General features: G+C 53.7%; 23 protein-coding genes. 10 read left to right on the top strand and 13 right to left on the bottom strand.

Annotation, left to right across the window (positions count from 1 at the left end; genetic code table 11):
* Nucleotides 1-58 precede the first annotated feature (58 nt).
* From ACPUC7_RS22110 to ACPUC7_RS22090, 5 genes are read right to left on the bottom strand one after another with little or no spacing between them, the layout of a single operon-like run.
* On the bottom strand, nt 59-781 hold the full coding sequence (locus ACPUC7_RS22110) for a phosphatase PAP2 family protein (protein ID WP_494924558.1): 723 nt from the start codon (nt 779-781) through the stop codon (nt 59-61).
* 14 nt (nt 782-795) lie between these two features.
* Nucleotides 796-1,404 (bottom strand): undecaprenyl-diphosphatase, encoded by a 609-nt coding sequence (locus ACPUC7_RS22105; protein WP_494924557.1) that lies wholly within the window; start codon nt 1,402-1,404, stop codon nt 796-798.
* An 18-nt stretch (nt 1,405-1,422) separates the two neighbouring features.
* The gene (locus tag ACPUC7_RS22100) at nt 1,423-2,775 is read right to left on the bottom strand and encodes a sensor histidine kinase (RefSeq protein ID WP_494924556.1); all 1,353 of its coding nucleotides are present in this window, start codon (nt 2,773-2,775) and stop codon (nt 1,423-1,425) included.
* A complete protein-coding gene (locus ACPUC7_RS22095; RefSeq protein ID WP_494924555.1) occupies nt 2,751-3,419 on the bottom strand; it encodes a response regulator in 669 nt (222 codons plus the stop codon). Before ACPUC7_RS22095 ends, ACPUC7_RS22100 begins: the two co-directional genes overlap by 25 nt.
* Entirely contained in the window at nt 3,416-4,180 is a 765-nt protein-coding gene (locus tag ACPUC7_RS22090; RefSeq protein WP_343550450.1) for a COG4705 family protein, read from the bottom strand. The genes ACPUC7_RS22095 and ACPUC7_RS22090 overlap by 4 nt, the downstream gene beginning before the upstream one ends.
* A gap of 251 nt (nt 4,181-4,431) precedes the next feature.
* Between ACPUC7_RS22090 and eptA the strand changes: the two genes are divergently transcribed.
* The 3 genes from eptA to ACPUC7_RS22075 all read left to right on the top strand — a co-directional run bounded on the left by eptA (nt 4,432) and on the right by ACPUC7_RS22075 (nt 6,980).
* The gene (gene eptA, locus ACPUC7_RS22085; RefSeq protein WP_494924554.1) at nt 4,432-6,072 is read left to right on the top strand and encodes a phosphoethanolamine transferase EptA; all 1,641 of its coding nucleotides are present in this window, start codon (nt 4,432-4,434) and stop codon (nt 6,070-6,072) included.
* Nucleotides 6,072-6,737 carry a two-component system response regulator PmrA gene (pmrA, locus tag ACPUC7_RS22080; RefSeq protein WP_494924553.1) on the top strand — a complete coding sequence of 222 codons (666 nt, stop codon included), beginning with the start codon at nt 6,072-6,074 and terminating at the stop codon, nt 6,735-6,737. Before eptA ends, pmrA begins: the two co-directional genes overlap by 1 nt.
* Before the next feature lie 87 nt (nt 6,738-6,824).
* Nucleotides 6,825-6,980 carry a hypothetical protein gene (locus ACPUC7_RS22075; RefSeq protein WP_494924552.1) on the top strand — a complete coding sequence of 52 codons (156 nt, stop codon included), beginning with the start codon at nt 6,825-6,827 and terminating at the stop codon, nt 6,978-6,980.
* A gap of 112 nt (nt 6,981-7,092) precedes the next feature.
* On the opposite strand, the gene ACPUC7_RS22070 is transcribed toward ACPUC7_RS22075, so the two are convergent.
* Genes ACPUC7_RS22070 through ACPUC7_RS22040 form a run of 7 tightly spaced genes read right to left on the bottom strand, consistent with a single transcriptional unit; the run spans nt 7,093 to nt 13,583 of the window.
* The gene (locus tag ACPUC7_RS22070; RefSeq protein ID WP_494924551.1) at nt 7,093-8,415 is read right to left on the bottom strand and encodes a M20 family metallopeptidase; all 1,323 of its coding nucleotides are present in this window, start codon (nt 8,413-8,415) and stop codon (nt 7,093-7,095) included.
* Between the two features lie 2 nt (nt 8,416-8,417).
* Complete coding sequence (locus ACPUC7_RS22065; RefSeq protein WP_494924550.1) at nt 8,418-9,362, bottom strand: ABC transporter permease; 945 nt, start codon at nt 9,360-9,362, stop codon at nt 8,418-8,420.
* On the bottom strand, nt 9,359-10,300 hold the full coding sequence (locus tag ACPUC7_RS22060) for an ABC transporter permease (protein ID WP_494924549.1): 942 nt from the start codon (nt 10,298-10,300) through the stop codon (nt 9,359-9,361). Before ACPUC7_RS22060 ends, ACPUC7_RS22065 begins: the two co-directional genes overlap by 4 nt.
* An 11-nt stretch (nt 10,301-10,311) precedes the next feature.
* The gene (locus tag ACPUC7_RS22055; protein WP_494924548.1) at nt 10,312-11,283 is read right to left on the bottom strand and encodes an autoinducer 2 ABC transporter substrate-binding protein; all 972 of its coding nucleotides are present in this window, start codon (nt 11,281-11,283) and stop codon (nt 10,312-10,314) included.
* A gap of 31 nt (nt 11,284-11,314) precedes the next feature.
* Entirely contained in the window at nt 11,315-12,082 is a 768-nt protein-coding gene (locus ACPUC7_RS22050; RefSeq protein ID WP_494924547.1) for an ATP-binding cassette domain-containing protein, read from the bottom strand.
* Between the two features lie 2 nt (nt 12,083-12,084).
* Nucleotides 12,085-12,738 (bottom strand): TenA family protein, encoded by a 654-nt coding sequence (locus ACPUC7_RS22045; RefSeq protein WP_494924546.1) that lies wholly within the window; start codon nt 12,736-12,738, stop codon nt 12,085-12,087.
* Nucleotides 12,738-13,583 (bottom strand): BtpA/SgcQ family protein, encoded by an 846-nt coding sequence (locus ACPUC7_RS22040; RefSeq protein ID WP_494924545.1) that lies wholly within the window; start codon nt 13,581-13,583, stop codon nt 12,738-12,740. The genes ACPUC7_RS22045 and ACPUC7_RS22040 overlap by 1 nt, the downstream gene beginning before the upstream one ends.
* Before the next feature lie 28 nt (nt 13,584-13,611).
* Here ACPUC7_RS22040 and ACPUC7_RS22035 point away from each other — a divergent pair, with 28 nt between their 5' ends.
* Nucleotides 13,612-14,481, top strand: coding sequence for a PfkB family carbohydrate kinase (locus ACPUC7_RS22035; protein WP_494924544.1), 870 nt, complete (start codon nt 13,612-13,614; stop codon nt 14,479-14,481).
* 3 nt (nt 14,482-14,484) lie between these two features.
* Here the strand turns inward: ACPUC7_RS22035 and ACPUC7_RS22030 are convergent, their stop codons facing one another.
* Complete coding sequence (locus tag ACPUC7_RS22030) at nt 14,485-15,435, bottom strand: ABC transporter substrate-binding protein (RefSeq protein WP_494924543.1); 951 nt, start codon at nt 15,433-15,435, stop codon at nt 14,485-14,487.
* A gap of 393 nt (nt 15,436-15,828) precedes the next feature.
* Here ACPUC7_RS22030 and ACPUC7_RS22025 point away from each other — a divergent pair, with 393 nt between their 5' ends.
* The 6 genes from ACPUC7_RS22025 (at nt 15,829) to ACPUC7_RS22000 (ending at nt 21,965) form a co-directional block, all read left to right on the top strand.
* Entirely contained in the window at nt 15,829-16,857 is a 1,029-nt protein-coding gene (locus ACPUC7_RS22025) for a LacI family DNA-binding transcriptional regulator (protein WP_494924542.1), read from the top strand.
* Nucleotides 16,858-17,229: 372 nt separating this feature from the next.
* Nucleotides 17,230-17,976: an ATP-binding cassette domain-containing protein gene (locus ACPUC7_RS22020; protein ID WP_494924619.1), complete on the top strand. Its 747-nt coding sequence runs from the start codon at nt 17,230-17,232 to the stop codon at nt 17,974-17,976.
* An 18-nt stretch (nt 17,977-17,994) separates the two neighbouring features.
* Entirely contained in the window at nt 17,995-18,996 is a 1,002-nt protein-coding gene (locus ACPUC7_RS22015) for an ABC transporter permease (RefSeq protein ID WP_494924541.1), read from the top strand.
* A gap of 3 nt (nt 18,997-18,999) precedes the next feature.
* Entirely contained in the window at nt 19,000-20,079 is a 1,080-nt protein-coding gene (locus ACPUC7_RS22010) for a phosphotriesterase family protein (RefSeq protein WP_494924540.1), read from the top strand.
* 12 nt (nt 20,080-20,091) lie between these two features.
* Nucleotides 20,092-20,847, top strand: a complete 756-nt coding sequence (locus tag ACPUC7_RS22005; RefSeq protein ID WP_494924539.1) for a glutamine amidotransferase — start codon at nt 20,092-20,094, stop codon at nt 20,845-20,847.
* A complete protein-coding gene (locus ACPUC7_RS22000) occupies nt 20,847-21,965 on the top strand; it encodes a M20 family metallopeptidase (protein WP_494924618.1) in 1,119 nt (372 codons plus the stop codon). The genes ACPUC7_RS22005 and ACPUC7_RS22000 overlap by 1 nt, the downstream gene beginning before the upstream one ends.
* The last annotated feature ends 124 nt before the right edge of the window (nt 21,966-22,089 follow it).

Here is a 22,089-nt window from a genome sequence, read left to right as displayed (position 1 = left end):
AGGAGTTAGCTCAACTCGGAAATATCACTCTACGCGCATCTTTGACGACATAAATTCGTCAATCGCCGGTAAAACCTCCGCGCAGCCAATACACCGACGGCATACTGAGATACAGCGCCAGCATAATCGAGACAAACACATCACCCGGCCAGTGCATGCCCAATGCCAGGCGGCTGATAATTACGCCCGCGGCCCACAGCACAATTACCACGGAAAGCAGCCATTTACCGCGCGATAGCAACAAACTCACCGCCATGAGCGCCCAGGTTGCGGCGAAAATGGTATGTCCTGATGGGAACGCAGGATCGGTTTGCGCCAGCCAATGTTGCTGCTGCCAGACGGGAATCGTGCTGTTGCTGGCTAAATCCCGTTTGATCAGCTGTTGCCGCTGCGCGGCATCAAGCTGATAGAAGTGCTGATCGGCTTGGCGATCAGTTTGGCTCAGCCACACTACATAAGGACGCGGTTCTTGGTTGTGTTGCTTGATCACATTGATCGCCAACTGACCGATAATCACCGGTAACAGCAACGCCAAGGCAAATTTCCCCCATTGAATACGCGGGATGCCGAGCGAATAAAACATCATTATCAGCAGCACCAATGACGTTATATAACCAAAAGGTCGGCTGACTGTTTGCGTCAATAAATAAAAGCCCCACAACAATGACGATTGTGCATTGGCATGCCATTGCCAATGTAATACCCACGCCAGCAACGGGATGCAAAATAACATCCCACTGATGAGTAAAAGTAAAAATAGCGGTTTGCGCAACAGTTGCATGCATATAACCCGCATCAGCTTTTAACATTCGAACGTTTCAATGAACCAAATAGCCAATCATTCAAACGATACAGTTTGCCAAACAGCGGATCGAACATATGTTCTGACTTTTTCACTATCCAGCCACAGAAGGTTGCCACTAAAAGTGAACCTAAAATATCGCCTGGGAAATGCACGCCTAAATAGACACGTCCCCAACCAATAAACAGCGCCAGCAATAACAAACTCATACCCGCAACGTTTCTTTTGCTGAAGATAAAACTAATGGCAATGGCACAGGCCAGCGTCATGTGGTCGCTGGGGAACGAGGAGTCGGCAACATGGCTAATAAAGGTATGGCCGATTGGCACCATAAAGGGCCGCGGATGCGGGAAGAAATGGGCAATCACCATGTTCGCGCTTAACGCCAACAGCGATGCCAGTAACGCCTGAAGCGCGATTTTCTGCTTGGTGTTATTGAAGCTAAACCAATAAATCAGCAGCATCAACGGATAGAGGAAAATTAAACCGGAAGCACACAGATTGCCGAAGCCCAATAATAGCTGTGATGCGTGTGCCGGGGCATTGATCCACAAAAATAATGTATCGTTAATATTTTCCGCAGTTTCAGACGTTAAAAACATATTCCTCTCCTTGTAAACTTAAATATGTGGCAGTGAAAGTTGCACGTTCAAACCTGATGACGTTTGTTTGGCTGAACTGAGTTTCACCTGCCCTTTCATGCGCGCCATCATGGCGCCGACAATGGATAATCCCAGGCCAGAACCAATAACATCGCTGCCCTCAATACGATAAAAGGCATCAAATACCCGCTCTCTTTTATCAGGTGGAATACCGGGGCCAGAGTCTTCAACTTCAATCGAGACCCAGCCTTGCTGGTCATGCAGCGAAATATCTATTTTTCCGTGTGCTGGCGTATATTGAATTGCGTTGTGGATGATATTGCGCAATACCGTATACAGCTCAGAAGGACGAACAGAAACTAACGTGTTGCTTTCGCCGACTACGCCGATATCCTGCGATTTCTCTTCCGCTAAAGGATGTAAATCTGAAATCACCTGTTTGATCACCGTAAATACCGCAATATTCTCCGGCGGTGGCAATTTGATATTTTCGCCACTTTGCGCCCGGCTAAGGCTTAATAATTGCTCGACCAGCGCCGCCATGCGTTTCATTCCTTCACGCAATACGCCGAGGCTGTTGCGGCTGGCTGGCGGCAAATCACCGGCCTCTAAGCGAGCGGTTTGCAGCAGCAACGCCGTCAGTGGCGAGCGCAATTCGTGTGCGGCGTCCGCCACAAATCGCCGCTGCAATTCCACCGATTCCGCCGAGCGCTTTAATAAACGATTGATCGCATTGACGAAGGGCGTGATTTCGCGCGGCAAGGATTCACTGTTAATCGCCGCATTTAAGCCATCACTTTGCGCATCCACATCATCGGCCAACTGGCGAATGGGACGGAAAATCTTGCGCACCAAATCGGCGACCAAATACAGCAGCACTGGAAACAGAATGAAGAATGGCACCAGAGTGCGCAGCGCCGAGGATAACGCCACGCTTTCACGCACCGAGGCGCGCTGCGCAACCGCGACGCGAATGCCATCATGCACATCCTCAATCAACACCCGATAAGCGTGCCGATTGATCTTTAGCGTGTGAAAACCCGTGTCTAAGTTGGCCGGTAACGCAAAGTGATCTGGCGAGGTTGCCAACGCCTGGCCTGCGGGCAACAGAAAATGCACCACCACGCGTGACGCTTCTTCATCGTGCAGCGGCGGGCTGACAAAATTGTCGTTGCGCGGCGTGAGCATGCCATCTTTGGCGAGGCTGGCAATTTGCTGCAATGACGAATCCTGCAACTCATGCGCTTCATCCCAGGCAGAGAGAAAACCCAACACGCCGCTCAATAACGCAATGCCGCCCACCGCCATGCATAGCACGAACGACAGGCGCAGCTGCACCGACTCGTTCACTCGCCTTTTGAGACTTTCCATCCCACGCCTCGAATATTTTTAATCGCATCACTGCCCAGTTTTTTGCGCAGCGCATGGATGAAATATTCCACGGCGTTGCTTTCGATCTCCTCGCCCCAGCCGTAGATCTTTTCCTCCAGCTCGCTACGCGAAAATATTTGCCCCGGCTGCATCATCAGTGCGTGCAGCAAGGCGTATTCGCGGCTGGATAACAGGTGTTTTTGCTGACGTTCGATGTGTAGCACTTCGCGCGTAGTGGGATTGAGTTCCAGCGTACCGTTGGTGAAAAGCGGCGTGGCGTTGCCCGCTTTGCGCCGCATCACCGCTCTGGCGCGCGCCAGTAACTCGCTCATTTCGAACGGTTTGAGCACGTAATCATCGGCACCGGAATCCAACCCTTGCAAGCGATCTTCCAACGCATCGCGCGCCGTGACGATCAGTAAAGGCACTTGATTACCGCGACGACGCAGATCGTTGAGCACCTCGAAACCATTACGCTGCGGCAGTCCCAGGTCTAGCAGCACCAGATCGTAATGGTGCGTTTCAATGCTAAGCAATGCTTGCGCGCCGTCGCGCACCCAATCCGCTGCATAGGCGGCATCTTTCAGTGCCGCATGCACCGCGGCACCGATCATGCGGTCGTCTTCAACCAGCAGCACTCTCACGGGCGCTCCTGCGGAATGCGACTGTAGAAACTGGATGCGCCGATTAACGTCACCATGCCGACCAGGAAAATAATATTCACTGGCGTGGTGCCGTAACCCAATCCACCCTCTTTAATCGGCTGCGAGAACAGATCAGCCAACGCCGCGCCTAAAGGTCGGGTTAAGACATACACCGTCCAGAAACACGCCACAGCGCTGAGCACGCGTAAACGCCACAGGAAAGCGCTAATCGCAATTAACACCGCAAACAACAGCGAGGTGGACAAATATCCCAGTCCTAAACGTTCGGCTAAGGCATCGCCCAATGCGGTACCAAAGGCGAAGGTGATCATGATGGCGAGCCAATAATAGAGTTCACGGCTCACGGTATTAATTGCGGAGAATTCCAGCGTTCCTTCAGTGCGATGCCAGAACATTAAAACCATCACTAAAGCGGAGCCAAACATCGCTACCGAATAGAGCAGCGGCACTTGCATTTGGTCGGTTAAATAATCGGTGATCAGCGTACCGGTAATACTGACTAATAAAACGGTTATCCAGTAAAGCCAGGAAATATAACGCGGTGACTTAAGCTGGAAAATAAGCACGATGAGGAATAAACCCGCCGCGATGATTGAGGTATGCACCAGGCCAAAGCCCAGGCCAAAATTAATCCAGTCGGCTCCGGTTTCTCCCACCGTGGTCGACATCATTTTCAACACCCAAAACAGCAGCGTCGCTTGCGGGACCTTGGTTTTAAGGTCGGTTAAATGATCGGTCATGTTGGGATTCCCCGTCTGAGTATTGAACCCAGCATGACGAAGTAAACTTAAAGCTCCCTTAAATTGGGCAAATATTCATTTGCAGGATGTGCATGAGGTTGAAAACGGTCACCATAAATGGCGACCCTACGGGTTAATATTGATATTTTTCAATATCATAACCATTTATGACAATTTTGTGATGGTGCTTAAGGTTCACTTAACCTTAGTTTCTTAAGCTTTCTCGCATCTTCACTCATACGGATGTTTTCATGACGTTTTCGCTGTCAAAAAGACCCACGTTAAGTCGGCTGGCTTTTATTGCCCTATTTTCGGTTTATATTGCGGTTTTTCTCAACATAGCATTTTATCGTCAGGTCATTAGCGCCTTGCCGCTGGATAACCTGCGCAATATTTTGGTGTTCCTTTCCATGCCATTAGTGGCATTTAGCGTCATCAATATTATTACCACGCTTGCCTCATTTATCTGGCTCGACCGCTTAGTGATTGCGCTGTTTGTGTTGGTTTCTGCCTCGGCGCAATACTTTATCTGGAGCTTTGGCATTGTCATCGACCGTTCGATGATCACCAATGTGATGGATACCACGGCATCGGAATCAATGGCGTTAATGTCGCCGAAATTAATTGTCACGCTGGTGATCAGCGGCCTGCTGGCTGCGCTATTGGCGTGGTGGATTCGTGTCAATAATGGCCCATCTTTCTGGAAAAGCGCGGCTAAGCGCATTGCGTCCATCGTGCTATCAGTGCTGTGTATTTCATTGGTAGCCATGTTCTTTTATAAAGATTACGCCTCGCTGTTCCGTAATCAAAAAGAACTGATTAAATCGCTTAGTCCATCCAATTCCATTGTCGCCACCCTTTCCTGGTATAACCACAGCAAAACCGCGAATTTACCGCTGGTGCAAATTGGTCTGGATGCGCAGCAAAAGCCGCAAATGTTGGCAGGCCCGAAGAAGAACCTGACCATTTTAGTGGTGGGTGAAACCACGCGTGCGGTGAATTTCCAGCTTAATGGTTATGAGCGTGAAACCACGCCACTGCTGGCAAAAGATGACGTCTCGTATTTCCCGAATACCCAATCGTGCGGTACCGCAACGGCGGTTTCATTGCCTTGCATGTTCTCGAATATGCCGCGCAGCAATTATGATGATTCACTCGCCAGCCATCAGGAAGGTCTGCTGGATATTATTCAGCGCGCGGGTGTGCAGGTGTTGTGGAATGATAACGACGGCGGCTGTAAAGGTGCCTGCGATCGTGTGCCGCATCAGGATATGACCGCGCTTAACCTGCCGGATATGTGTCACGATGGCGAATGTTATGACGAAGTGTTATTCCACGGCATCGAGGATTACATTAAAAATCTCAAAGGCAACGGCGTGATCGTTCTGCATACCATCGGCAGCCATGGTCCAACGTATTACAACCGTTATCCGCCGCAGTTTAAGAAATTCACGCCAACCTGTGATACCAATCAGATTCAGGATTGCTCGCAAGAACAACTGGTAAATACCTACGACAATACCATTTTGTATATCGATTACATTGTCGATAAAGCCATCAATGTGCTGAAGTCGCATCAGGACCAATTCACCACCAGCCTGGTCTATCTCTCTGACCATGGCGAATCACTGGGTGAAAATGGCGCTTATTTGCACGGCATGCCGTATGCCATTGCACCATCAGAACAGAAACATGTGCCGATGCTGATTTGGTTGTCGCCGGATTATCAACAGCGCTATGGCGTGGATAAATCCTGCATCGATAAGAAAGCGGCACAGCAAGGTTTCTCGCAGGATAACTTGTTCTCTACCATGCTCGGCTTAACCGGTATTCAGACCCATGAATACAAGCCAGCTGATGATATTCTCACCGCGTGCCGGAGCGATCATTAATGAAAGCGCTGATCGTAGAAGATGATGAATTGCTGTTGCAGGGCTTAGTGATTGCCCTGGAAAGAAAAGGCTATATTTGCGACGCGGTTTCCACCGTGCGCATCGCCGAAGCCAGTTTGCAAAGTGGGCATTACAGCCTGATTATTCTGGATTTGGGCTTGCCTGACGACGATGGGATTAATTTTCTTCTGCGATTACGTCAAAACAAAATCAGCGTGCCGGTATTAATTCTTACCGCACGCGATAGCGTTAATGACCGAATTATTGGCTTGGATGCTGGGGCTGATGACTATTTGCTGAAGCCCTTCTCATTGGATGAGTTATTAGCGCGCGTTCGTGCGCTGATTCGCCGCCATCTTAATGAAGGTGATGAAACGTTAAATGTCGGTGAGTTTTCACTCAACATCAGCAATAAGCAGATTTGCCTGGCGGGCAAAGCGCTGGAATTAACCCCAAAAGAGTATGCGATATTGTCGCGCTTGATGTTTAAAGCTGGGCAACCGGTGCATCGCGAAGTGTTGTTTAACGATATTTATAATTGGTCCACCGAACCGGCCACCAATACCTTAGAAGTGCATATTCATAACCTGCGTGAAAAGATTGGTCGCTCCTTTATTAAGACCACGCGCGGCTTTGGTTACACCTTAGTGGTGGAAGAAGAGTAAATGCGCAGTTTGGCCGCTTGATTTGTCTATAAGAGAAATTTAAGTAATAATGCCCTCCGCTGTCGAGCACATTCCAGGGAGGAATAGATGTCAGTTTTGCCTTATTATTTCGCGATCGTTTTCATTCTCTGCATTGCCTTTATCTCCATTAGCTTGGTGCTCGACCTGTTCGATATGCGCTGCTGGATGCATCACACCACCGATTTCCTCGAACAAACATTAAAAAATTCGCCAGAAGAATAGCGCGTCGGGTGCCGATATCTGCGCGCCTCAACGCGGTCACCATAAATGGCGACCCTACAACGATTTTTCCGTAGGGTGCGCATTTTTGCGCACCTGTTCCAACATGCCGACTCTACGATTTCACTCCGCACCAACGCACCAACGTCAACGCAATCGCTTTGGTGCACGCCACCAAATCGCTGATCGGCACATGTTCATTGGGTTGATGCGACATCGCCGGATCGCCGGGGCCGAAGTTCACCGTTGGCGTTTGGCCGAGCGTACTCGGCAAGCCAATATCGCTGTGCGCACCGAATCCCGCCAGTTGCGGATTCAACGCCGCATCACCCACGCCTTGCTGGAAAGTGGTAACGAAGGGATGATCGGCGGCGATTTCGGCGCAATCGGCATCCAGAATCCATTCAATTCGCGCCGGATGTTGCGCCAAATAGGGATCGAGCGCGCAAACCTTCGCCACGTGCGCTTCAATCTCTTTTTTGACGTTGCCGCCCAAGCCCATCTCATCTTTTTCGGCGGGCAAATATTGCACATCAATCACGATCTCGGCGCGACCGGCAATTGACGCAGGATGTTCACCCACTTTCAACTGGGTGACGATGATTTGATTCGGTAGCTCCATTAGCGGATGATTTTTATTCGGTTGGCTTTGCCAGCGACGATTAAGCACATCCAGGCCATCGAGCATTTGTCGACACAAAGTGACCGCATCCACCGGGCCGCTGCTGTCCCAACTGTTTGGCGTGAGTTCGGCATGCCCGCCGATGCCATCGAGAATAATCCGTCCCCACAAAATGCCGTGGCAAATCGGCGAAATACGATTGGCCGTCGGTTCAGTCATGATGCCCGCATCAGCTTTAAAGCCGCGATCGACCATCGCCAGCGATCCCATGCCGCCAATCTCCTCATCGACCACGGTGGTGAACACCACATCGCCCGCCAGACGAATGTTGAGATCCTGCAACAACTCCACCGCCATCAACATGCAGGCGACGCCGCCTTTCATATCGACTGCGCCACGGCCGTACACCGCCGCATTTTTAATTTCTGGTACGAACGGATCGCTGTGCCAGTGTTCCGGCGGCCCCTGCGGCACCACATCAATATGGCCAGTTAGCATCAGCGATTTGCCGCCGCCCGCGCCCGCTAAGGTGCCGCCCAGATTAGGACGGCCTTCAAAAGTGCGGCCTTTATTTGCGCCCGGCCGACCCTGATATTTGTCGTACAGCGCCGGGCCATCGGGATCCCAAAGATCGGTTGTCATGCCCAGCGCTTCGAGGCGTTGTTGCAGATACCGTTGGCAATCACGCTCGCCCGGTCCAGCCTCACGCGGATCGGCCTTCACAATCGAGGGAAACGCCAGCAGGTCGCACAGTGTTTGTGCGATACGTTCGGCGCTGGCATCAACGTGCGCGCTGATTTGTTCGGTCAGATTCATGGTTATCTCCGATAGATGAAAAGTCGTTGTGCCATCAACACGATAATTAACAGAATGCCCACCACGCCAAGTTGCCAGACGCTGTTCAGTCCCAACTGCAACATGCAGGTTTTGATAGTGACCAGCATCAGCGCCGCCGCTAATACGCCGATCACGCTGCCGCGCCCGCCAAAAATGGCGACGCCGCCGAGCAGGGCTGCGGTGAGAGATTCGAGTTCCAGATTGACGCCGATTTCTGGCCGCGCGCTGCCCAGCCAACTGAGAGAGACAAATCCAGCACAACCCGCCAGTAATCCACTCAGGCAGTAGGCCAGCAAGCGCAGGCGATCAACCGGGATGCCAACCAGGCGCGTGGCGTGTTCATTGAAGCCGCAGGCGTAAATCCACTTACCCCACGCGCTTTTGCTCAGAATCAGCCAGGCGATGAGGAATGCCGGGATCACGCAGGTGAGAAACGGCAAGGGGATCGCCAATTGCGCACCGCGTCCCCACTGGGTTAATTCCGCTGGCACCCCAGCAATTGCTGCGCCGCCGGTTAATGCCAGCGCCAGGCCGGAAAACAGATAGAAGCTGCCGAGCGTGACAATAAGCGGCCAAAGCCGTAACCGGGCGATCAGCAAGCCGTTGACCGCCCCCGCCAGCGTGCCGCTAATCAGACAAACCAACGGCAGCAATGCCGGATTGAGTCCCTGATCGAGCGCCAGCATGCCTATTACCGCCGATAACGACACATTGCCGCCGACCGACAAATCAATGCCGCCACCGCCAGTCATCACCACCAGCGATTGGCCGAGTGCGACCAATGACAGCAAGGTGGCGAATTGCAGAATCGAGGTGATCGACCAGCTCGCCAGCATCTGCGGTAGCACCAGCACGATACCCAGCGCCAGCAACAACCACAGTGCGATCAGTAGCGTGATATCCGGTGATTTGCGCCAGAAAGTCATGCCAGCCTCCGGAAGGTAAACATGCGTCCGCTGACCGCTTCGCTGCTAAGAACAATCAGCAACACCGCGCCAGTCACCACGGTTTGCCACAGCGACGGAATCCCCACCAGCAGCAAGCCGTTTTGCAGAATGCGCAGCAATAGCACGCCGAGCAGCGTGCCCAACAAGCTGCACGAACCGCCGGTGATGCGCGTGCCGCCCAGCACCACCGCAGCAATCGCTTCCAGCGCTAAACTGCCGCCAACCGTCATTTCAACATTGCGATAGGTGGCGATATAACAGGTGGCGGCGATGCCACACAGCAGGCCGCTGATCATGAAGGTGGCGATGCGCACTTGCGTCACCGGAATGCCTGCCAGTCGCGCTTTCTCCTCTGAATTGCCCGCCGCCAGCAGCCACAATCCGTACGGCGTGTGGCGCAACATCAACCACACTGCCGCCCACGCCAGCACGATGATCCACGCCATCAGCGGCAATCCCAGCAGCGAATGCATTAATCCGCTGGTTAAACTGTCGGGCAAGCCGGAAAGCCACTGGCCGCCGAGCAAAGCGAACAAGCCGGTGCGCCACACGCCAAACAATCCCAGCGTGCCGACAATGGCCGGAATGCGGCCAATCACCACCACCAGCGCGGTGATCAACCCCAACAGCAATCCCAGCAGCGGACCGGCCAGCGCCGCCAGCCACGGTGATTGCGCCAGCAGCAGTTGCCCGACGCCCCACGCCGCCACGCCCATCACCACGCCAACCGACACATCAACGCCGCCCATCGCAATCACCAGCGTCATGCCAAGCGCGATCAGCAGAAGTTCGCTGCTGTTGCGCAGAATGGTTAACAGGTTATCGAGCGTAGCGAACCACGGCGAAAACCACGCGAAACCGGCGCTGGCGAACAGGGCAATCGCCAGCAAGGCGATCTCCCGTGAAGTCATCTGCATGCGCATCCCCGTTAGAATTTGAACTGATCAACGTTCTCTTTGGTGAACACCGCAGGCGAACCGAGCAGCAATACGCCGGTTTTGCTGTCAAATTTCACCGGCTCGGCAAAACTCGGCACGTTGTTTTCGGCGCTGAAGGCTTTGCCATCAATTAACTGCTTACCGGCCCACACGGTCAGATAGCCGAGTTTTTCCGGGTCCCACAGCACGGTGTAACCAAAGGCACCGCTTTTCAGGTAAGAGCGTGCGGTGTTCGGGCTACAGAAGCCGCTGCCGATCACCTTGCCATTTTTGCCGGCGGTCTCAATGGCTTGTGCCACGCCAGGGCAAGTGGTCGATGCCATCGCGATCAAGCCTTTAAGGTCAGGATTGGCTGACATCAAATCGGTAGCAATCTGCGCCGCGCGGCTGGCGGAACCGCCCGCGTACTGCGGTTTGAGTAAGGTGACGTTGGGATATTTGCTCTTCACGCGCTGCTGCATGAAGCCAATCCAGCTATTGAGGTTCGAAGCGGTGGCTTCACCGGAGACGATGCCGATTTTGCCGTGATCGCCGACGCGCTTGACCATCTCATCAATGATGGTTTCGCCCAATCCCTGATCGGTGGCCTGCGCCACGTACACCGGACGGCCGCTATCTGGCGCATCACTGTCGCTGGTAAACAAATGCACGTTGTTGGCTTTGGCCTGCGCCATCACCGGCGCGATGCTGGAGGCATCTAATACGCTGATACCAATCGCATTGACCTTCTGCGCAATCAGGTTTTGCACGATCTGCAACTGATCCATTGGGTTGGTATCCACCGGCCCGCTGTAGACAAACTCAACGCCCAAATCATTGGCGGCGCGTTTGCCGCCCGCTTCCATCGCCTGGAAATAGGGAATGCCAATAATCTGCGGCACAAACGCCACTTTTTCAGCGGCGAGCGCCAGCGTGGAAAACAGTAAAGAGAGAGAACAAACAGCTGTAGTTATTCGACGCATCTTTATTTCCCCTGGATTGATGAAGTGACCATTAGGCATTTTCAAAGGCGCGCGCTTCGGGATGCGCACCGGTAATTAATGAAACGATTTCATCGGGCGAGGTTTCAGCGTGACGGCGCTCGGCAATTTTTCGTCCACGACGAAACACCACCATGCGATCGGCCACCGCAAACACATCGCTGATGTTGTGGCTGATTAGCACCACCGCGCAGCCGCGTTCAGCCAGCCGGCGCGTCAATTGTAGGACTTTTTGCGTTTCGGCCACCGCCAACGCGGCGGTCGGTTCATCCATGATCACCAGTTGCGCATTGAGATTCAGCGCGCGGCAAATCGCCACCGCCTGGCGCTGTCCACCGGACAGGCTGCCAACTGACGCTTCGGCATCGGAGATGTGCGCATCGAGATCTTTCAGCAACTGATCGACCTGTTCACGCATCTCACGGCGGCGCAGAAACGGAATGCCCAACACGCGCCGCTTCAGTTCACGCCCCAAAAACACGTTTTCTGCAATGCTGAGGTTTTCCGCCAGCGCCAGCTCCTGATAAATAGTGGCGATGCCATGTTCGGCGGCCTGACGCGGCGAGGTGAATTTCACCGCTTTGCCGTCGATCCACAGTTCGCCGTCGCTGGCGCTGTAGGCTCCCGAAAGCACTTTGGTGAAGGTCGATTTGCCGGCGCCGTTATCGCCGAGTAACGCCAGCACTTCGCCACGATGGATGCTGAGATTGACCTGGTTCAATGCGGTTAACGCACCAAAGCGTTTGCAGATATTGCGCGCCTCAATAAAGCAGTTATTCATCTTCACGCCCCGCTGCTGGGATAGGCGGCACTGTGAAAATCGATTTCCCACTGCAACACTTGGCCGTATAGCACCGACAAGCGGCTTTTCTCTTCGGCGCTCAATGTCTGCGCGCAGGCATCCAGTTCGCCTTTCAGCCACAACGCCTGTTGGTAAAACTCATCTTCCGCATGCATATCGACCCAACGACGGATGTCGCTGTCGGCAATCGGTTGGCTGCTAACGCGTGCGCACCAGTGGTAGTACATCCACTCCGCGCCAAACATCAGCGTGATGATCTCGGCAAAACTGCCCTGCTGCGCCACCTTGAACATGCCATCGCGAAACGCATTCACGCCGGGCAGATCGTCGGGGTAATCGTTGGGATTGATGTTGCGCTGCGCCAGCACCTGTTCAAACCAGGCGATTTGCGTGTCCACCAGCGCATTCAGCACGCCGATTAACCAGCGCTGCTGGCGAATATCCGGCGCTTTGCTGACGGCCAACGCAAAGATGTTGATGGCAGTGGCGACGAAATTGCCTTCAAACACCAAATAGCGATTGAACACACTTTCAGGCAGTTGATTGCGTTCGATATCCAGCACAAATCGGTGCTGCTGCATCGCCTGCCACAATGTTTGATGCTGCTGCAAAAGCTGATCGCTGAAGCTCTCCATCACGCCTCCTCCAGCGCCGCTTGCGCTACCGCCATAAAATGCTTCACGCGCGCCAACTCCACTTCGTTCCACCACACACCATCCACTTTTAAGGTGCTGGCGACGATCACGCCCTGGGTGCGTCCAAGGATTTGGCAGATATTGGCGGGTGTGACGCCGGAACCGACTAACAGCGGCAGTTCAGTGGCGGCACGGATTTCATCGATTTCGTCCAGCGTGGCGCTGTCGCCAGTACGTTGGCCGGTGGCGATCACCGCGTCGGCTTCGAAGAAATCGACGTCGCGGGTGAGTTCCTGGATTGAGCGATCGGCAACAATAGCGTGGCTGCCGTGTTTCACGTGGCTGTCGGCGAAGACGCGGATGTGTTCGGCGCGCAGCTGGCTGCGATAGCGCAGCGCTTTGGCGGCAGCACCTTCAATAAAACCTTCATTAGCGATATAGGCGTTGGCCCACTGATTAACGCGCACAAAGTCGGCACCGCCTGCCAGCGCGGTGGCAAAGGCGGGAATCGCCGCATTCGCCAGCACGTTAATCCCCAATGGCACGCCAAAACGCTCACGAATCTTTTCCGTGATCACCGCCATAAATGCGGCGGTTTCTGGGCCAATATCGTCGGGTTTGGCAAACGGAATATCGCCATGATTCTCGATAATCAAGCCGTGCACGCCACCAGTAATATAATTATCTGCATCACGCAGCGCGCGCTCAATAATATCTTTCAATGGCTTATTACGATATTTAGGCGAACCCGGAAAGGCATCACAATGCACCACGCCAATCACTGCTTTCTTCCTGGAAAAAATATCTTGTATTGCGCTGCTTTTTCCTGCTGATATAGAAACCATCTTCTTCACCTTATTAACGAGAACCATTATGCGAGTTTATGTTGCAGGGAATATTGTGGTTGATGAAACCTGGTCGATTAACGATTTACCACAAAAAGGCGCGTCAATTCACGGCGTAAAAACATCGCAGGATATTGGCGGCAAAGGCGCTAATCAGGCGATCGTTATTTCACGCTGTGGTATTGAGACACGCTTAATTGCAGCAACGGGTAATGACAGCAATGGCGCATTCATTCGTCAACAAATTGCGCATGAACCGCTAACGTTATTACCCAAAAGTTATTTAACCACGCATAGCGACACCTCAATTATTCTCAACAGTAGCGACGGTGATAATGCGATTATTACCACCACCGCGGCAGCAGATGCTTTAACACTAGAAGAAATGCTGCCCTATTTAGCCGATGCCCAACCCGGCGATATTTTATTGCAGCAAGGTAATTTCTCACTGGAGAAAACCCGTGCGCTGTTTATCTGGGCCAAAGCTAACGGCTTGATCACCGTATTTAATCCTTCGCCGGTGAATGCCGATTTCGCGCAACTCTGGCCGCTGATCGATATCGCCGTGGTCAATCAATTAGAAGCCGAGCTGTTACGTCCTGCCGGTGTGAACCACTTAGTGATCACCCAAGGTGTGCAAGGTGCCTGGCTGATCACCGATCGGGAAAAGTGCTTCAGTCCGGCGTCCACAGTGCGCGCGGTAGACAGCACCGGCGCGGGCGATACCTTCCTCGGTGTGATGCTGGCTTCGGCGCTATTGCGCGGCGTGCCACCCGATGAACTTGCCCTGCAACATGCCAGCCTGGCCGCCGCGATCACCGTCAGCCGCGTTGGTACCGTGAACGCTTTTCCTACCGATCAAGAACTCGCTGCGCTCCTGGCGACGCGCAGCGTGTAAACCTTACTTGAACAGCGGACGGTAACTATCCACGTTCGCTTTGGTCACCACGGTGGCGGGCACTAAAATAGTTTTGCTCACCGTTTTGCCTTCAGAGATAGCGTTGAGGGCTTTCAGCGCCTCTTCGCCCATCTTCTTCGGATCCTGCTGCAACACGGCTGTGACGTAGCCGCCATCAATGCCGCTGATGGCTTTCGCCGTCAAATCCCAGCCAAATACTTTGATATCTTTCTGGCGTCCCTGGTTTTCTACTGCGGCAATCGCGCCCAATAACGCCGGTTCGCCGGTGGCATAAATCGCAGTTAAATCCGGGTTACCGGTGATCAGGTTTTCCGCCGCCGTCATGGCGTTGTCCTGAATATTTTGTCCATCAACCACATCCGCAACGGTGATTTTGCTGTTGCTTTTGATGGTGTCTTCAAAGCCTTTTTGCCGTTGGTTTTGGATCGCCGAATTCAGCGCGCCGACAATGCCCAAACGCGCTTTGCCGCCCATCTCTTTCGCCACATAATCGACGAAATATTTACCGAGGATTTTGCCGCCTTCGAGGTTATCGACACCCACTTGCGCCGCTTGCGGTCCTGCCGGTAATACCGCGTCAATGGCAATCACCGGAATTTTCGCCGCCGCCGCTTCTTTAATAGCAGGCATGATGCCATTGACATCAATCGCATCCACCAAAATACCTTTCACACCTTGCTGAATATAGTTTTCAATCGCATCGTTTTGCGCCACCGGATTATCGGTGGCATTGAATATCACCAGATCTTTACCGCTGGCTTTTGCCGCTTCTTGCGCGCCTTGATTCATTAGATTAAAGAACAGCGCTTGCTGATTAATCTGCACTAATGCATAAGTGGGCGCGGCTTGCGCCACAGAGAAAAATGAACCCGCAGAAATGAGAGTGGAAGCCAATACCAATAAACGCAGTTTTCCGGTGAAAGATAACATCATGGTGTTCCTCGTCGGGAATAAAAAATAATCAGCGTATCCCAGCGTTTTAACGCTGAGTTTATGTGGCGGGCAAATATCGATGGAATGATGTCATTCACTGCAAAAATGCAGTGTTGTTAAGGCAGCTGGATTAAGCGTTTTTCGGTTTCCCATCCGTTAGGAATACCTGGTGAATTAGCTTAAATCAGTTTGGGAATAGATTCCCGGTGATGCGGTAAACTGAGCATACAATTCGCCGAGTGAATATTTTTGTCAAGTGTTTATTTGGTGAGTGATGTGCAATGATTAAGTCTGGTGAAGGAATAGGTCACCATAAATGGCGACCCTACGAATGTAAGGCGCGGTTTTGTAGGGTCGCCATTTATGGTGACCACACCGCGACCAGCAATGAATATGGCGAGGAACATGAGTACAAAACGCGTGTTGTTATCTGACGTGGCAAAACTGGCCGGGCTATCGAAAGCCACGGTTTCTCGCTACATGAATCACAGCATCGTCTTGCCGCAAGAGACGATTGATCGCATTCAGGCCGCCATCCGCCAGCTTGATTATCGCGGCAACAGCCTCGCGCGACGTCTGAGCAAAGGCGGCAGTGAAACGCTGGGTTTGGTGCTGCCGGATATCACCAACTCCTTCTTCGCCGAACTGGCGGATGCCGCCGAAGAAGCGGCCTCGGCGCGCGGTTACAGCCTGGTTTTGTGCATCACACGCAACAATCCCGACAAAGAAGCGCAATTTATTCGCTGGCTGGATACGCGTCAGGTGGATGGTTTGCTGTTCACCACCAACCGCCCGGACAACGGCGTGCTGTGCAGAGAGGTGCAGCGTCATCAGCATATCGTGTTGCTTGATGAAGATATTCCCGGCAGCAGCGTGCCGAAAGTGTTCGCCGATAACGTTCAAGGTGGGCGCATCGCCACCGAACAGTTGATCGCCGCGGGACATCGCCATATCGCGTTTATCGGCGGGCCGGAACAGTTGATGAGCGTGCGTGAACGTTATCTCGGCTTCTGCACCGCGATGAAGCAGGCCGATTTATCGGTGCCGCCGGAATGGGTGATGTACGGAAATTATCAGCGTGAGTTCGGCCAACAGTCATTGCAGCAGCTGTTTCGTGGCGCCAGGCGCCCCACCGCCGTGTTCGCCGCCAGTGATTATTTAGTGTTGGGCTTGCTGGATGGTTTACGTGCCAGCGGGCTGCAAGCACCTGAAGCACTTTCGCTGGTTGGCTTTGATGATGCCAATTACACCGACCTGACTCAGCCGCGCATTTCCACCATCCGCCAACCTGCGCGGCAGCTGGGTTACACCGCAGTGGACATCATGTTGCGCCTGCTGAATAACGACGCCGACATCCCGCTGGAAACCCGTTTGCCGGTGGAATGGGTCGGACGTGATTCGATTCAGATTCTCCATCCCTGAACCACAATGGCGCAAAAACGCACAACTTTGGCGCAAAACATCAGCAATCAACGCGTTATTCACTCACTGAGGTAAACCGGTTTACTCATCACTTGAATTTTATCTTGCTGAATTCACTTAGTTTTTCTCTTGCCAGAAGTGGTTAATTTATAACCTGGCACAGAAGCTGCAACGCGGATAGCGGCAAACAAATATCGTTGATACGTATTGTGGTGTTGCTGCGAACTGGCGTTTTATCTGACAGGTAAACCGGTTTACTAGCATGTAAATCGTGTTAGATCGGCGCGGTTCGTAGCAACAGACAAGGTTCCCGGCAATAGCAATGGGAGTGATCAGATGCAGCAGCCACACACTACGCCAGCGCGGGTAGAGATGATTAACATCACCAAAACGTACGGCTCGATTCGTTCCCTGCGCGGCGTCAATTTGCAACTGGCCCCGGGCGAAGTATTGGGATTGGTCGGCGATAACGGCGCCGGGAAATCGACGCTGACCAAAGTGCTCTCCGGCGCGGTGGTGCCAACCAGCGGCACCATTCGTATCGATGGCGAGCAGCAGCACTTCGCCAATCCGGCCGATTCGCGCCGCTGTCATATCGAAATGGTCTATCAGGATTTGTCGCTGTGCGACACGGTGGATGTCGCCGGAAACCTGTTTATGGGACGCGAGCCGATGAAATCGGTGCTCGGCATTCCGTTCCTCGATCAAGCCAAAATGCACGCCGAAGCGCGTGAAATGCTTAAAGGTTTGGGGATTTCAATTCCCGATACGCGCCTGTTAGTGCGCAATTTATCCGGCGGTCAACGCCAGGCGATTGCGATTGCGCGCGCGGCGGCATTCGAACCCAAAGTGCTGATCATGGATGAACCCACCGCCGCACTGGCGGTGGCCGAAGTCGAAGCGGTGCTGGAGTTGATTCGCCGCGTGTCGGCGCGCGGCGTCAGCGTGATCCTGATTACTCATCGCTTACAGGATCTGTTCCTGGTGTGCGACCGCATTATGGTGATGTACGAAGGCACCAATGTGGCCGACCGCCGCGTGGCGGATACCAGTTTGAGCGATATCGTTAACTTGATCGTGGGTGAGAAATTTACCGCTCACTCCGCGGCGGCACATTGAGGTCACAGGATGAGCATCATGAATTTGAGCAGTTCGCGCATGATTCAACATTCGCTGCCGCGCCGCCTGTTGCACAACCATTCGGGCGTGGTGAGCATTGCGCTGTTTTTCATCTTTTGCTGCGTGGTGTTTTCGCTGATCACCAGTAATTTTCTCACCAGCACCAACTGGCTGAATATCATTCGGCAAAGCGCCCCACTGCTGATTGTCGCCACGGCGATGACGCTGGTGATCACCACCGGCGGCATTGATTTATCGGTCGGTTCGACGCTGGCGCTGGTCGGTGCGCTATCCGCTATCGCCTTGAATAATTGGGGTTTGCCGTGGCCGGTGGTGCTGATCGGCGGTTTGTTGCTGGGCGGATTGGTCGGTGCCATCAACGGCTTCTTTATCGCCTTTGAAGGAATTCCGGCGTTTATCGTAACGCTGGCGACATTGGCGGTGGTGCGCGGCATCGCGCTGCTGGTGACGCAGGGATATTCGATTCCGGTTCCGGCCGACAGCTTGTTTACCTTCATGGGCCGCGCATGGGTAATGGGCATCCCAATGCCGGCGCTGATTGGCATCGTGGTGCTGTTTGCCGGGCATATTGTGCTGAATCATATGCGTTTTGGTCGCTACGTCACGGCGATTGGCGCTAACGCCGAAGGTGCGCGCCGCAGCGGCATCAATACCAAAGCGGTCACCATGAAGGTGTACATCATCAGCGGTATGGCGGCGGCGCTGGCGGGGATGATCATCACCGCACGTCTCGGTAGCGGCTCCTCCAATCAGGGCGAAGGTTTTGAGTTGCAGGTGATCGCCGCAGTGGTACTTGGCAGCACCAGCCTGTTCGGAGGCTTCGGCACCATAATCGGCACGTTACTGGGCGCGCTTTCAATTGCGATTATCCAGAACGGGCTGATTTTGTCGCACATCTCGCCGTTCTATACGCAAATCGCCACCGGCACCATCATCCTGCTCGCCATCTGGCTCAACACCCGCATTCTTAATCCCACGCGCGCACCGGCAAAAGGATAGCTCATGAAAGGATCGATTTTTCGACACGCGGAACCGCTGCCGCTCGGTGTGTGCAGTGGCCATGTGATGACGGTTTTAGGCCCGCTGCCGCTGGCGGAAATGGGCGTGACCTTGATGCACGAGCACATTTTGCTGGATGCGTCCGGCAAGTGGGTGCCGCCCTGCTGTTGCAGCGATCGCCATATCGCCGAGATGCCGGTCAAAATCGAGAATCTTGGCGAGTTGCAGATGAACCCGCTGATGAGCCGCGATAACTGCCAGCTGTTTGACGTGGATTTAGCGATTGAAGAGTTAATGAAATACCGCGCGCTGGGCGGCGAAACTATCGTTGATCCCACCAACATCGGTATTGGCCGCGATCCCAAAGGATTGCAACGCATCGCGCGTTTAACCGGGCTGAATATCGTGATGGGCACCGGTTTATATCTGGAGCCGTCGCATCCTGAATGGGTAAAAGCGATCAGCGTTGAACAACTGACCGACAAACTGATCTTTGATCTTGGCGGCGCGGCAGAAAAACCCGAGGTGATTGCCGGGCTGATTGGCGAGATCGGCATTTCCAGCCGCTTTACCGCTGATGAAGAGAAGTCATTGCGTGCAGCCGGACGCGCCAGCGCCGCCACCGGCGTGCCGATTCAGGTACATCTGCCCGGCTGGGAACGTTTAGGCCACAAGGTGCTGGATATTCTGGCGCAGGAAGGGGCCGATTTGCACCATACCGTGTTGTGCCACATGAATCCGAGTTTCGCCGATAAAACCTATCAACGTGAACTGGCGGATCGCGGCGTGTTCCTCGAATACGACATGATCGGCATGAGCTATTACTACGCTGATGAAGCGGCGCAATCGCCGTCGGATGAAGAGAATGCGCGCGCCATCGTTGAGCTGATCGCTGACGGCTACATTCAACAAATCCTGCTATCACAAGATGTGTTCCTGAAAACCATGCTGACGCGCTTTGGCGGTCACGGTTACGGCTACATCCTCAAACATTTTGTCCCGCGTCTGAAACGTCTTGGCGTGAGCGGCGAACAACTCGAAACATTAATGATTGCTAACCCGCAGCGCGTGTTTGGCGGATAAAGGGAGAATCGAATGCAGAAGCAAGTGTTGCTGGTGGGCGAATCCTGGACCAGCACCTCAAGCCACATTAAAGGCTTTGATCAGTTTGCCACCGCCACCTGGCACAGCGGTGCCGGGGATTTTATCGCGGCATTAAAACACAGTGATTACGCGGTGACGCACATGCCAGCGCATGCCGCCGCCACCGATTTCCCACTGACGCTGGAAGGTTTACAGCAATGGGACGTGATTATTCTGTCGGATATTGGTGCCAATACGCTGTTGTTGCATCCCGATACGTGGATGAAAAGCCGCCGCACCGCTAACCGTCTTGCGCTAATCCATGATTATGTCGCTGCGGGCGGCAATCTGATGATGATTGGCGGCTACTTCAGTTTTCAGGGCATCAACGGCGGCGCGCGCTTCCGTAATACCCACGTGGAAAAAGTGCTGCCGGTGCGCTGCCTCGCCTGGGACGACCGCATTGAAACGCCAGAAGGTTCTACGCTGGAGATCGCGCAGCATCATGCCGTTTTCAGCGCTATTGAGGGTGAATGGCCGTGGATGTTGGGTTACAACGAAGTTGAGATGCATCCCGAAGGTACGCTGTTGGCGACGGTCGCGGGCACATCGCATCCTTTATTAGCGGTACGCGAATATCAGCAAGGCCGTTCGTTGGTGTGGACCAGCGATATGTCGGCGCACTGGCTGCCGGAAGAGTTCACGCAGTGGCCTGGCTATCGCCAACTGTGGATTAACTGCCTTGATTGGCTGACGGAGCGCGCGTGATGTGCCCGGCTTCGCTCTCGCTTGCCCAGCGACTGCTCGGTTTTGACACCATCAATCCGCCCGGCAATGAAGCGGCGTGCATGCAGTTTTTTGCCGACTGGCTAAGTGACAATGGATTCGAGGTCACGCTAAGCGCATTTGGCACCGATCGCGCGAATCTTATCGCGACGATGTCCGGCGCGGCCGACGGCAAGCCGCTGGCGTTTACCGGTCATCTGGATACCGTACCGTTGGGCAATCAGGCCTGGCAGCACGATCCATTTGGTTCAGAGATTGACGGCGATCGCCTGTACGGACGCGGCTCCAGCGATATGAAAGCGGCGGTAGCGGCTTTCGCCCTCGCCTGCGTTGAGCAGCAAGCAGCGATTCGTGCCGGACGTGGCGTAGTTTTGCTGATCACCGGAGGCGAAGAAACCGGTTGCGATGGTGCGCAGGCACTGATTGAAGCCGGAAATTTACCGGAAATTGGCGCGCTGATTGTCGGAGAGCCGACCGCCAATTATCCGGTAATTGGCCATAAAGGCGCATTGTGGCTGCGCTGCGAAACCCACGGCAAAACCGCGCACGGCGCGATGCCAGAATTGGGCATCAACGCCATTTATCTGGCCGCCGATGCGCTGGGCAAAATCCGCCACTTTTCGCCTGGCGCGCCGCATCCATTAATGAAGCATCCGACGCTCAATGTTGGCCGCATTCAGGGCGGATTAAACATCAATTCGGTACCGGATCGCGCCGCCTTTGATGTGGATATTCGCAGTGCGCCTAACTTGCAGCACGCCACCATTCGCCAGCAGTTAAGTGATTTCTTGGGGGAATCGGTGCAGATGACGACGTTGGTGGATCTGCCTGCGGTGCTGAGTTCAGCGGAAAATCAGTGGGTTCAGTCAATATATCGACTTTGTCAGACGCGGTTTGATCAGCCGCTGGAAGCGCGCGTGGTGCCCTATTTTACCGATGCATCGCTGCTGCTGCCCGCGTTGGGCAATCCGCCGTGCATTATTTTAGGCCCGGGAGAGCCGAGCATGGCGCATCAAACCGATGAGTATTGTTTGTTGAGCAAATTGAGTGAAGCCGAGCAGTTGTATGCGGAGATCATTGGCGAGTGGATGGCGGGTTGAGAGAGGTCACCATAAATGGCGTAATGCCGATCAGTTAAGCCAAAAATGATCGGTTGAACGATCCGGCAGTTCTGCAAGAATCCGTAATCTATCAGGGATTACGGATTTTTTTATGTTACTCAGT

It is taken from the genome of Pantoea sp. CFCC18179 (assembly GCF_059412405.1).
Note: the sequence above shows the minus strand (reverse complement) of the source record. Positions and strands in the feature narration are given on the sequence as shown.